13 protein-coding genes are annotated in these 12,056 nt (G+C 65.2%); 6 read left to right on the forward strand and 7 right to left on the reverse strand.

Going from position 1 to position 12,056, the window contains the following annotated elements:
• The first annotated feature begins 31 nt into the window (after nt 1-31).
• Genes KVP70_RS16545 through KVP70_RS16555 form a run of 3 tightly spaced genes read left to right on the forward strand, consistent with a single transcriptional unit; the run spans nt 32 to nt 2,781 of the window.
• On the forward strand, nt 32-691 hold the full coding sequence (locus KVP70_RS16545) for an HD domain-containing protein (RefSeq protein ID WP_217943310.1): 660 nt from the start codon (nt 32-34) through the stop codon (nt 689-691).
• A gap of 30 nt (nt 692-721) precedes the next feature.
• On the forward strand, nt 722-1,981 hold the full coding sequence (locus tag KVP70_RS16550) for a TCR/Tet family MFS transporter (RefSeq protein ID WP_217943311.1): 1,260 nt from the start codon (nt 722-724) through the stop codon (nt 1,979-1,981).
• Complete coding sequence (locus KVP70_RS16555; RefSeq protein ID WP_217943312.1) at nt 1,978-2,781, forward strand: substrate-binding periplasmic protein; 804 nt, start codon at nt 1,978-1,980, stop codon at nt 2,779-2,781. The genes KVP70_RS16550 and KVP70_RS16555 overlap by 4 nt, the downstream gene beginning before the upstream one ends.
• A gap of 24 nt (nt 2,782-2,805) precedes the next feature.
• Here KVP70_RS16555 and KVP70_RS16560 read toward each other — a convergent pair whose 3' ends face one another.
• Nucleotides 2,806-4,719: a CocE/NonD family hydrolase gene (locus tag KVP70_RS16560; protein WP_217943313.1), complete on the reverse strand. Its 1,914-nt coding sequence runs from the start codon at nt 4,717-4,719 to the stop codon at nt 2,806-2,808.
• A 56-nt stretch (nt 4,720-4,775) separates the two neighbouring features.
• The gene (locus KVP70_RS16565; RefSeq protein ID WP_217943314.1) at nt 4,776-5,015 is read right to left on the reverse strand and encodes a CCDC90 family protein; all 240 of its coding nucleotides are present in this window, start codon (nt 5,013-5,015) and stop codon (nt 4,776-4,778) included.
• A gap of 277 nt (nt 5,016-5,292) precedes the next feature.
• Here KVP70_RS16565 and trpS point away from each other — a divergent pair, with 277 nt between their 5' ends.
• Genes trpS through KVP70_RS16580 form a run of 3 tightly spaced genes read left to right on the forward strand, consistent with a single transcriptional unit; the run spans nt 5,293 to nt 7,630 of the window.
• Nucleotides 5,293-6,345, forward strand: coding sequence for a tryptophan--tRNA ligase (trpS, locus tag KVP70_RS16570; RefSeq protein ID WP_217943315.1), 1,053 nt, complete (start codon nt 5,293-5,295; stop codon nt 6,343-6,345).
• 5 nt (nt 6,346-6,350) lie between these two features.
• Nucleotides 6,351-6,659, forward strand: a complete 309-nt coding sequence (locus tag KVP70_RS16575; protein WP_217943316.1) for a DUF1294 domain-containing protein — start codon at nt 6,351-6,353, stop codon at nt 6,657-6,659.
• An 11-nt stretch (nt 6,660-6,670) separates the two neighbouring features.
• On the forward strand, nt 6,671-7,630 hold the full coding sequence (locus KVP70_RS16580; protein WP_217943317.1) for a DMT family transporter: 960 nt from the start codon (nt 6,671-6,673) through the stop codon (nt 7,628-7,630).
• Between the two features lie 9 nt (nt 7,631-7,639).
• Here KVP70_RS16580 and KVP70_RS16585 read toward each other — a convergent pair whose 3' ends face one another.
• From KVP70_RS16585 to KVP70_RS16605, 5 genes are all read right to left on the reverse strand, one after another.
• Nucleotides 7,640-8,269: an FMN-binding negative transcriptional regulator gene (locus KVP70_RS16585; protein ID WP_217943318.1), complete on the reverse strand. Its 630-nt coding sequence runs from the start codon at nt 8,267-8,269 to the stop codon at nt 7,640-7,642.
• 92 nt (nt 8,270-8,361) lie between these two features.
• Nucleotides 8,362-8,976: an LON peptidase substrate-binding domain-containing protein gene (locus KVP70_RS16590; RefSeq protein WP_217943319.1), complete on the reverse strand. Its 615-nt coding sequence runs from the start codon at nt 8,974-8,976 to the stop codon at nt 8,362-8,364.
• Nucleotides 8,977-9,041: 65 nt separating this feature from the next.
• The gene (locus KVP70_RS16595) at nt 9,042-10,319 is read right to left on the reverse strand and encodes a metal-dependent hydrolase family protein (protein WP_217943320.1); all 1,278 of its coding nucleotides are present in this window, start codon (nt 10,317-10,319) and stop codon (nt 9,042-9,044) included.
• A 93-nt stretch (nt 10,320-10,412) separates the two neighbouring features.
• On the reverse strand, nt 10,413-10,703 hold the full coding sequence (locus tag KVP70_RS16600) for an H-NS histone family protein (RefSeq protein WP_008447725.1): 291 nt from the start codon (nt 10,701-10,703) through the stop codon (nt 10,413-10,415).
• Between the two features lie 180 nt (nt 10,704-10,883).
• Nucleotides 10,884-12,053 (reverse strand): PepSY-associated TM helix domain-containing protein, encoded by a 1,170-nt coding sequence (locus KVP70_RS16605; RefSeq protein ID WP_217943321.1) that lies wholly within the window; start codon nt 12,051-12,053, stop codon nt 10,884-10,886.
• Nucleotides 12,054-12,056: the final 3 nt, after the last annotated feature.

Below are 12,056 nucleotides of genomic sequence, written 5' to 3' on the forward strand. Positions count from 1 at the left end.
AAACTAACGCCGAAGACAACACGGGAGAAGAATGAACAGCTTGCTCAACAGCTGGCACCCGCGCCTGGTCCGCCTGGCCAGTGCCGCCGCCGGAGTCGATGGAGCGCACGATAGCAACCACCTGCACCGGGTCTGGCGCAACGCCACCCTGCTGCTGGACGATTATCCCGAGGCCGACGCGCTGGTCGTGCTGGCCGGCTGTTATCTGCACGACCTGGTCAACCTGCCCAAGAACGATCCCGAACGCCACCTGGCCTCGCGCAAGGCGGCGCTGCTGGCCAGCCGCCAGCTGGCCGAACTCGATTTCCCGCCCAATAAACTGGGCGCCGTCGCGCATGCGATCGAGAGCCACAGTTTTTCCGCCGCCATCCGCGCCGAGACCATCGAAGCCAAGATCGTGCAGGACGCCGACCGCCTCGACGCGCTCGGCGCGGTCGGCCTGGCGCGGCTGTTCTACACGGCCGGCCGCATGGGCACCGCGCTGGCGCACGCCGACGATCCGATGGCGCTGCACCGCGAGCTTGATGAAAAAGCCTATGCGCTCGACCATATCGACACCAAGCTGGCCACCCTGCCCGGCAAGATGCAGACGGCCGCCGGCCGGCGCCTGGCGCAAAGCCGCCTCAACGAGCTGACCGCCTTCCGCGACAGCTTCATCGCCGAGTGGGCATCGAGCCCGACGGCGCCCTGACCTCGCCCTGACTCACTGCTTGCCGACCACATGACGCCACCCGATTCCGCCACCACCGCCCTGCCGGCCGCCGCGCCGGCGGCCAACCTGAACTTCATCCTGATCTGCGTGTTCATCGATATGCTGGGCATCGGCCTGATCGTGCCGGTGCTGCCGATGCTGATCGGCGAGTTTGCCGGCTCGCGCGAAAACCAGACCCACTGGTTCGGCATCATGAGCGCGGTGTTCGGCCTGATGCAGTTCATCTTCATGCCGATGCTGGGCGCCGTCAGCGACCGTATCGGCCGCCGGCCGGTGCTGCTGTATTCGATGGCCGGCATGTGCATCAACTTCCTGTCGACGGCGTGGGCGCCCAACCTGGCCTGCCTGTTCATCGGCCGCGTGGTGGGCGGCATGTCGTCGGCCAGCATGTCGGTCGCTTCGGCCTACGCGTCCGACGTGTCGACGCCGGACAACCGCGCCAAGAGCTTCGGCAAGGTCGGCGCCGCGTTCGGCCTGGGCTTCATCTGCGGCCCCATGCTCGGCGGCCTGCTGGGCAACGTCAACCTGCACCTGCCGTTCTATGTGGCGGGCGCGCTGTCGGCCGCCAATTTCGTCTACGGCTATTTCGTGGTGCCGGAATCGCTGCCGGCGGAGCGCCGTTCGGCCTTCAGCCTGACCAAGATCAATCCCCTGTCGGCCCTGTTCAAGCTGGCGCGCCGCACCGACATCCGCGGCCTGGTGGTGACCTTCGCGCTGGTCACCGGCGCGCAGATGATGCTGCAAACGACCTGGGTGCTGTACACCAACTTCCGCTTCGACTGGACGCCGGGGCAGAACGGCGCGGCGATGTTCTGCGTCGGCCTGATGGCGGCCGTGGTGCAGGCCGGCCTGCTGGGCATCCTGATCAAGCGCTTCGGCGAAGTGCGCCTGTCGTTGCTGGGCATGTGCTCGGGCGGCCTGACCTACCTGCTGTACGGCCTGGCCACGCAGGGCTGGATGATGTATGTGCTCATCATCTGCAACGTGCTGTCGTTCGCGGTCGGTCCCGCGCTGCAGGGCATCATCTCGAAATCCACGCCGCCCAACGAACAGGGGGAATTGATGGGCTCTTTGCAATCGATCTCCAGCCTGGGCGTGATCTTCATGCCGCTGCTGGGCACCGCCATCCTGGCGGAAGTGGGCCACCTGCCGGCCAACGACTGGCGCATCGGCAGCACCTTCTACCTGTGCGCGGTGATGCAGGCGCTGGCCATCCTGGTGGCACAGCGCTTCTTCCGCCAGCACCACATGCAGGCCGCCAAACCATGAGCGGGCGCAGCTTCGCCATGCTGCTGGCGGCCGGCGCGATGCAGGCCGGCGCCGCCGCCGAGTGCTCGCGCGATATCGCCGTGCCGGTGTCGGCCAGCGGCGCCAGCGTCCAGGTCGAGGGGGCGAACATCGGCGGCATCTATCCGGACCTGTTGCGCGCCATGGGCGCAAAAAACGGCTGCAATTTCGTCTTCACGCTGGTGCCGCGCGCGCGCCAGGTGGCCATGTACAAGGACGGCAAGGCGGACCTGCTGGTGCCGGCGTCGCGCACGCCGTCGCGCGACCTGCTCGGCACCTTCGTGCCGATGATAGGCCATCGCGCCATGCTGATCTCCGTGGCGGGCCAACGGGCACCGATCACCAGCGCGAAAAACCTGCTGGAGCGGCGCGAGCTGCGCGTGGCGGTGGTGCGCGGCTTCGACTATGGGGAGCAATATACGGCGCTGGTCAACGAGCTGGCCAAACAGGGCCGCTTGTTCACCGAGGTCGATGTGGTGGCGGTGGCGCGCCTGCTCAACGCCGGCTCGGCCGACGTCACCATCATGGGGCCGACCTTGATGGCCGGCGCGATCCGGCGCGACCAGCGCGTCAACGGCATGCAGGAAAAGCTGCGCATGGAGCCCATACCGGAATTGCCATGGCACGAGAGCGGCGCCTACGTGTCGCGCGCGCTCAAGCCGCAAGACCAGCGGGTGCTGGTCGACATGCTGGAAAAGATAGGCAGGTCGAACCAGGTGATGGACGGCTACCGCAGCTATTTCCACTCGGACGTGCTGACCGACAGCGTCCGCCCCCGCTAGGCTAAACGGTTTATTCCGTTTAGTTTATTTCCCCTCCACCACCGGCAGTTCCAAGGCGCTGCTCTCGGCGCCGGCGTGGTAGACGCGCAGCGTCGCCTTCCTGTAGTCGGCCGGCTTGGCGTAGAAGATGTTCGGCACGTAGGTCTGCGGGTTGCGGTCGTACAGCGGGAACCAGCTGGACTGGATCTGCACCATCACCCGGTGGCCCGGCAGGAACACATGGTTGGCGTTCGGCAGCGCGAAGCGGTATTTCTCCACCGCGCCCGGCGTGACCGGCGACGGCTGCTCGAAGCTGTTGCGGTAGCGACCGCGGAAGATGTCCATCGCGATGCCCAACTGGTAGCCGCCCAGCTCCGGCTGCGACGGCACCTCGTCCGGGTAGACGTCGATCAGCTTGACCACCCAGTCGGTGTCGGTGCCGGTGGTCGAGGCGTACAGGTTGACCATGGCGGCACCGGCGATCTGCAGGCGCGCCTTGAGCGGCTCGCTGACGTAGCTCAGCACATCGGTGCGGTCGGAGACGCCGCGCTGGTCGCTGACCAGCCACGGACGCCACACGTTGGCGTCGCTCATGTGCACCGGGCGCGGCACGAACGGCACCGGCTTGGCCGGGTCGGACACGTATTCGTCGTAGCCGGCGTCCTGTTGCGGCGCGTCGAAGTCGAGCTTGAAGTCCGGTTTCAGGTAGATCGGCTTGAGCGGCGCCGGGCAGCCGGCCTCGCAGGCCAGCGGCCAGCGCGGCAAACGCTGCCAGCGATTGACACCAGTCTGGTAGAACAGCACCGGCGGCGTGTCGGCGGCCGGCGCGCCGTCCTTCAGGTATTGGTCGAGGAAAGGCTGCATCACGTCGCGGCGGAATTCCAGCGCGGTGTCGCCGGTGAACTTGAACGCGCCCAGGCTGGAACCCTCGTAATTGACGCCGCTGTGGCGCCACGGCCCCACCACCAGGAAGTTCTTGTTGTTGGCCGTGTCCTGCGGTTCCACCGCCGAGTAGAAGGCGTAGGCGCCGTAGATGTCTTCCTGGTCCCAGTAGCCGACCACGGTCATGGTCGGCACCTTCATCTGGCGCTTGGCCAGGATCTTGTCCAGCGCCTGCTGCTGCCAGTAGCCGTCGTAGGCGGGATGCTCGAACAGCTTGCGGGTGAAGTTGAGTTGATCCAGGCCGAACTGCTTGGCGTAATCGGCCGTGGAGCCGCCGCGCAGCGCGCCTTCGTAGTCGTCGTAGACGCCGGTGGCCAGCGTCTTGCCGCTGCCCTTGGCGGCGGTCTGGCCGGCGATGTAGCTCAGGTTGGGCAGGCGGAAGGCTCCGTTGTGGAACCAGTCGTCGCCGCGCCAGCCGTCGACCATGGGGCTCATCGGCACCGCGACCTTGAGCGCCGGGTGCGGATCGACCAGCGCCATCAGCACCGTGAAGCCTTCGTAGGACGAGCCTATCATGCCGACGTTGCCGTTGCTTTCGGGGGTGTTCTTGACCAGCCAGTCGATGGTGTCCCAGGCGTCGGTGGAGTGGTCGGTGCGGGTGTTGTTGAGCGCGCCCTTGACCGGGCGGGTCATCACGTACTCGCCTTCGGAGCCGTATTTGCCGCGCACGTCCTGGTAGACGCGGATGTAACCGTTCTCCATCATCACTTCGTCGCCCTGGCCGACGGTGGCCAGCACGCTGGGGCTGACGTTGCGCTGGGCGCGGCCGCTGGCGTTGTAGGGGGTGCGGCTGAGCACCATCGGCGCGCGCGCGGCGCCCTTGGGGATGACCAGCACGGTGTGCAGCTTGACGCCGTCGCGCATCGGGATCATCACCTCGCGCTTGACGTAGTCGGCGTTGGGGACGGCGGTGTCGAACTTGGCGGGGATGTCGGGCGCCATCGGCGGCGTGGACGTTTGCGCCGTTGCGGCGTTGACCATCAGGGTGGAAAGCACTGCAACTGCAAGGTCACGCATATCGGCTCCGGTAAGGGGTATTGCTCAGGATCGGCAATACTACCTTATCGTTTAGATTAATGCATGAGCTTGAAGAGCACGGCGGTCAGCCCGGTTTGCACGACAATCACGCCGACCATCCACTGTATCAACTCAGACTTAAGCTGGGCCAGGCGCATGTCGAGAAAGTTTTTAGTCACCAGTTGGCTGTCGATCAGCTGAACCATCGCCGAAGCCATTGCCTTGGCCTGCTTCTCGGGCATGCCACCTTCAATCAAGGTATCCATAAACATCACAGTATCGAAGATATCAGGCATTTTAGTCTCCTTTGGATTGGACCGCGAGTAATCAATCTAGTTCCGATTTCCCCGTCGTGCCTTGCTGCGCCTCACACCTTGACAGACCGCCGCTGAGCTGCAACCATACGCGCATGAAATTTTTTACTACACTTCACGCCTGCCTGATTTGGCGCCGCTCCTAGCGCGCGGCCACTGTCTACCCATAGTGATGTGATATTTTTATCAACGCCGCCCTTTTCTGGTGGCGTTTTTTATATTCGTCGCGCCGGACCGGGGCAACGTAAAGGAACCCCTGATGAGCCTGACCGAACAAGCCGAAGTAATCGCCACCGCGCCAACCGCGTCCAAAGGCCCGACCGTGATCCTGACCGGCGACCGCCCGACCGGCCCGCTGCACCTCGGCCACTTCGTCGGCAGCCTGCGCAACCGCGTGGCCTATCAGCACGAATACAAGCAGTTCATCATGCTGGCCGACGCCCAGGCCCTGACCGACAATATGGACGACACCAACAAGGTGCACCGCAACGTGGTCGAAGTGGCGCTGGACTACCTGGCGGTCGGCATCGACCCGGCCAAGTCGACCATCCTGATCCAGTCGCAGATCCCTGAACTGGCCGAGCTGACCTTCTACTACCTGAACCTGGTGACCGTGGCGCGCCTGGAGCGCAACCCGACCGTCAAGACCGAGATCGCGCTGCGCGGCTTCGAGCGCGACATCCCGGCCGGCTTCCTGACCTACCCGGCCTCGCAGGCGGCCGACATCTCGGCGTTCAAGGCTTCCATCGTGCCGGTCGGCGAGGACCAGATCCCGATGATCGAGCAGACCAATGAAATCGTGCGCCGCTTCAACCGCCTGGTCAACCAGGACATCCTGGTCGAGTGCAAGGCGCTGGTGCCGGAAATCGGCCGCCTGCCGGGCACCGACGGCAAGGCCAAGATGAGCAAATCGCTGGGCAACACGATCAATCTGGGCGCCACCGCGGCCGAGATCACCGCCGCCGTGAAAAAGGTGTATACCGATCCGCTGCACCTGCGCGTGGAAGATCCTGGCCACCTGGAGGGCAACGTCGCCTTCATCTACCTGGACGCCTTCGATCCCGAGCAGGACAAGCTGGCCGAAATGAAGGCGCATTACGTGCGCGGCGGCCTGGGCGACTCGATCGTCAAGAAGCGCCTGGAAGTGGTGCTGCAGGAGATGCTGGCGCCGATCCGCGCCCGCCGCGAGGCGCTGGCGCAGGACAAGGGCTACATCATGCAGATGCTGAAGGAAGGCACGATGCACGCGCGCGAAGTGGCCGCCCGCACCGCCGACGAAGTCAAGGCCGCCCTCGGCCTGAGCTACTTCTGAACCCGGTGACGCCGGACGCCCTGCCCTCGCAGCTTGCGCTGCTGTGGCTGGCGGCGGTGTACGGCGTCGCCAGCACCATCTGCTTCATCGCCTACGCGACCGACAAGTCGGCCGCCGTCAAGGGCCGCCAGCGCACGCCGGAAAGCACGCTGCTGCTGTGGGGCCTGGCCTGCGGCTGGCCCGGCGGCCTGCTGGCGCAGCGCTGGCTGCGCCACAAGACGGTCAAGACTTCATTCCAGATCGCCTACTGGTGCAGCGTGGCGCTGAACCTGTCCGCGCTGGCCGCCGTGTGGTGGCTGTGCACAACCTACTGAGGAGTTCGACCATGTGGCACGGCGTGTTGTGCGGTTTGCTGGCGGGCGCCATGTGGGGCATGGTGTTCATCGTGCCGGAATTGCTGACGGCGTTCACGCCGCTGGAGATGGCCTGCGGGCGCTACATCGCCTACGGCCTGATCGCCGGCGCCCTGATGGCGCGCCGCCTGCCGGCGCTGCTGCGCCGCCTCGACCGGGGCGATGTGATCGCGATGATCAAACATGCGCTGGCCGGCAACATCGTCTACTACATGCTGCTTGCGCTGGGCGTCAAGTTCGCCGGCGTGGCGGCCACTTCGCTGATCATCGGCGTGCTGCCGATTTCGGTCACGCTGGTCGGCCAGAAGGACCACGGCTCGGTGCCGCTCAGGCAGCTGATGCTGCCGCTGCTGCTGGTGGCGGCCGGCATCGCCTGCATCAATATCGACGTCTTCACCCATGACACCGGCAACGGCGCGCCGCTGGCCGACAAGCTCCTCGGCGTGCTGTGCGCGGCCGGCGCGCTGCTGTGCTGGACCTGGTATTCGGTGGACAATGTGCGCTACCTGAAGCGCAATCCGCATTTCAGCAGCGGCGAGTGGTCGGCCCTGTACGGCCTGTCGAGCGGCCTGATCGCGCTGGCGATCGCGCTGGCGGGGCTGGCGCTGTTCCATGCCGAGGTGACCGGCGCCGGCGCCGTGGCCAGCGGCCGCGATCGGACGCTGTTCTGGATCGTCAATGCGCTGCTGGCCCTGGGCGCGTCGGTGATCGGCAACCACCTGTGGAATATCGCCAGCCGCAAGGTGCCGCTGACCTTGTCCGGCCAGCTGATCCTGTTCGAAACCCTGTTCGCGCTGATGTATGGCTGCATCTACAAGCAGCAGCTGCCGCGCGCTCTGGAGATCGCCGCCATGCTGCTACTGGTGGCCGGCGTGACGTGGTCGATGCGCGTGCATGCGCTGGACGACGCCAGCGAGGCGCACGCCGGCTAGCCCGGTCGCTTATTCCGGCTTGAGGCGTTGCGCCACCAGCTCGGCCATTGCGGCGTCCTGCAAGCCGGCCACCACGCCGCGCTGGTCGGCGCCGCTGCGGTTCTGGCTGACCTTCCATTTGCCCACCAGGCTGTCGATCGGGATCTCGATGCCGATGATGGCCTTCATCGTCGCGGCCATGAAGTCGATGGGCGCGTCGTCCAGTTCCCACGGCTGCGGCAGGCCGTTTTCGTGCTTGTTGGTCAGGTGGTCCAGCAGGCGGCGCAGCCAGAACGGATCGTCCACCACCTTGGCCACGCCACGCGCCTGCACCATCGCGTAGTTCCAGGTCGGCACCACCTTGTGCGTGGTGCGCTTGGTTTCATACCAGCTCGGGCTGATGTAGGCTTCCGGCCCCTGGAACACCACCAGGCATTGCGCCCCCGCTTCCAGCCTTTGCCACAACGGATTGGCGCGCGCCACGTGGGCGCGCAGCACGCCCAGGCCGCTGCTACCTTCGCCGGGGTACAGCATGAAGGGAATCAGGTCGGCGCTGACGCCGTCGGCATCGACGACGATCAGCGTGGCCAAGGGATAGGCGTGCATCAGGCCATGGCGGACTTCAAGGCGGTCTTCGGCAAAAGCGGGTTGCAGGTACATGGCTGGGCGGGCGGCGTGAATGATGGAGCCAGTGTAGCAGCGGCGCCGACGGGCCGACAGAGCCAGCGCGGCGCGCGCGCGTGGAGCCAGGCCTAGTCGAGCAGGCCGTTCTCGCTCAGCACGTCCTGGATCAGCTCCAGGCGCAGCACCGGATTCTCCTGCAACAGCAGGCGCTGCTTCTCTTCCACGTCCAGCCGCAGCAGCTCGCACCAGCGGTTCGCGACCCAGCCGGCTTCGTCCAGCCGGTACGGCGGCGACAGCGGCATGTTGGCGGTGGAGATCTGCTTCTTTTGCAGCGAGCGTATCAGGGAGCCCAGCGCGTTGGCGACGTCCTGCTGCTCGCTGGGAATCGGCACCACCATGTCTTCGGCGACTTCCTCGACCTCGGCCATCCACAAGCCATGCTTGAGCTGCTCGGCGGATTTGATCTGGAAGCGCGTGGTGCCGATGCAGGAGATCTGCAGCAGACCCGGCAAGGGCGCGGTCCAATCGATGATGCGCGCCATGGTGCCGGCGTCGGACAGGGTTTCGTGCTGGTCGGGCACGCGGGTTTCGCTGCCGTCCAGCAGCGGAACGACGCCGAATTCTTCGCCGCGGGCGATGCAGCGCTTGACCAGATCCAGGTAGCGCACTTCAAACACCTGCAAGGGCAAATGCCCGTCCGGAAACAGGATGGTATTGAGCGGAAAAAGAGGAATTGATGACATTCCGCCATCATCGCATGAAATGGCCGCGTCCGTCCTAGACAGACAGCACTAACCTTACGACTTCCTTAAGGTCGGCGGAAAATCTGGCCGCCTTTCATCACAAAAGCAACGCTGCGCAGCGCCGTGATGTCCTGGGTCGGGTCGCCCTGCACCGCCACCAGATCGGCCAGATAGCCGACGCGGACCTGGCCCAGCGAGGCGCCACGCTCCAGCACCGCCGCGTTGACCACGGTGGCCGCCTGCAGCGCCTCGGTCGGCGTCATCCCCAGCTTGACCATCCACTCCAGCTCGCGCGCGTTGTCGCCGTGCGCGAACACGCCGACGTCGCTGCCGTTGCCGATGACCACGCCCAGCTTGCGCGCCAGCTGGAAGGCGCGCGCGGCGGCTTGCATGGACGGCGTCGGCGGCCCGCCGCGCTGGTATTTCTGGAAGTATTCGCTGGTTGCCTCGGGCGCCGTCAAGGTCGGGAAATAAGCGACGTGGCGCTCGGCCATCAGGCGGAAGGTGGCCTCGCTGCCGCCGTAGCCGTGCTCGATGCTGTCGACGCCGGCCAGCGTGGCGCGGCGCATGCCTTCGTCTGTGCTTGCATGCGCGGCAACCTTGCGGCCCGATTCGTGGGCGGCGGCCACCAGCGCATTGAGTTCAGCCTGCGCGAAGGTGGCGTGGGCGCCGCCGTCGGCGCCGGTGCGGTAGTCGGCGTAGACCTTGATCCAGTCGGCGCCGCGCGCGCCCTGCTCGCACACCACGCGCGTGACCTCGTCGACGCCGCTCGCTTCCTGCGCGCCCGTGGGCAAATCCACATCCGCACGGTAGCCACGCGGTGACGGGCCGTAGCTGCCGGTGGCGACGATCGCGCGGGTGGCGATGAATAAACGCGGACCGGGAATAACTCCATCCTCTATCGCTTTTTTAATCGCCACGTCGGCGTACAAGGCGCCTTCGGTGCCCAGATCGCGCAGCGTGGTAAAGCCGGCTTGTAATGTGGCGGCGGCGTGGCGCCCGGCCAGCAAGGTGCGGTATTCCACCGACTCCTTTAAGACCTGGTCGTCCCACGAGGCTTCGTTATATGGATGCAGCAGCACATGGGAATGCAGATCCATTAATCCCGGGATCAGCGTGGCGCCGGGCAGGCGGATACGCTCGGCGCCGGCCGGGACATTCATTTTTTCGCTGGGACCGAGCGCGGCGATCTTGCCCTGCACGATAAGCACCGACCAATTGTCGTGCGCGCGGCCCTCGCCGGTCCAGACACGGTCCGGGCTTAATAAGCTGTCGGCGGCGTGCGCAGCGGGAGTAAGGATGGAAATTAAGACGGAGAATAATACTGCGGCACGGCGCATCATGGATCGCGTCCCAAAAGAGAAAAGCCGGGGCCGGGGTTTATAAAAAATATAAACCCGCACACCCCGGCCTTGCAGCGAGCTTGCCGACTAAGCTTACTTAATCAGATACTGCTCTTTGTCCTTGCCTTCCAGCCATTTCGGAGCGCGGCCACGGCCGGTCCAGGTCTGGCCGGTGGCATCGTCACGGTACTTGGTCGGCACTGGTGCACGGGTTTTGACCGTCTTCACCTTGGCTACGCCGCCCAGATCCGCCACGGTCAGGCCGTATTCACGCATGATGGCCGTGACTTTCTCTTTGGCCTGCGCGATTTCATTTTTACGGGCGCTTTCGGCCAAGTTTTCCAGTTCGGCGATCTTTGCTTTGTATTCCTGGTAAGTCGTCATCTTATTTCCTTCTTATCGGCGGGTTAGATACTAAAAAAAACCACTGGTGACAATGTGTGAGAATTGATTAGCGCAATTTACCATAACTTTGCGCTGATTCTCCAGAGATATATGTGACAAATACCAATATAGCGATAAAAACGAATAATTTCCACCACTGTTGTTCAAACGAAGCGCGTATCAGACGTTTTTACGACGGCGGCGCAATACCCAGGTGGAAAGGCCCGTTATAAAGAATAAGGCAGGCAGCAAACCGGCAATCACCATAAGCCAGCGGCCTATGGCGCCGCCGAATTGGCCTGAATGCAGCGGGAATAAAGACGCCAGGAAGCGGTCGCCGCCGGTGCCGGCCAGGGGATTAACTGTTTCAATCACGGCGCCGCTGCGGATATCGATCAACAGGCGCAAGGTGCCGGTGCGCTGCCAGTCGTCGGCGCGGCGCAGGCGAACCTGATACAGGCCGCGATCGGGCAAGCGTTGCAGCGCCAGCAGCACGGCGCCGTCGCTCAGGTGCTGTTCGGCGATGGCCCTGGCGTCGTTCCAGGAGATCGTGGCTACGCCTTTTTGCACGGCCGGCATGGCGATGCCGCGATGGGCGGCGCTGACCGGCGTCAGCTGCCCCACCAGCGCCCGCCCCAGCTCCGGCAAGCCGTTGTAGAAACCGGTGGCGGCGACCACCAGCATCAGCACGATCGCCAGCAGGCCCGCCGAGCGGTGCAGGTCGAAATGGCTGCGATAGGCGTTCTGGCGCCAGTTGACGCGCAAGGCCCGCTTCCAGCCCGGGGTGGAATTCGGGGTCGGCCAGGCCAGCAGCAGGCCGGCGATCAGCAAGGCCACCCAGGCCAGCGCCAGCCAGCCCAGCGCGGCGCGGCCGGTCTTGCCTTGCAACAGGCTGTCGTGCCAGCGCAGCAAGGTCGGCACCAGATGCGCGGCGTCAAGGCCGACTTCTTCGCGGTCGCGGCTGCCCAGCAAGGCGCCACTGCACGAGTCCAGCATGGCCTCGTTGTCGGCCACGCCGGGCGATTTGAAATACAGGCCGTAGCTGGCGCCGGCATGGCTGGGCAGATACACCGAGCTGACCCTGGCCTGCGGCCACACGCGCTGCAAGCTGGCGACCACGCCCGCCACATCCAGCGGCGCGACGCAGGGCACGGCGTTGTGCATCAGCCTGGGATTGAGCTCGGCGTCGAGCTCGTGATGGAACACCAGCAAGCTGCCGCTCAGGCCGGCCAACACCAACACCAGGCCCAGCGTCAGCCCCAGCCAGCGATGCAGCCACAACACGCCCGGACGGATGGTCTGGCGCAGGCTGCGCGGCGGTCGATGAGCTGGGTGGTGGGCGGTGGACATTGG

The sequence above is a fragment of the Duganella violaceipulchra genome (assembly GCF_019166075.1).
GTDB classification, from domain to species: Bacteria; Pseudomonadota; Gammaproteobacteria; order Burkholderiales; family Burkholderiaceae_D; genus Rugamonas; species Rugamonas violaceipulchra.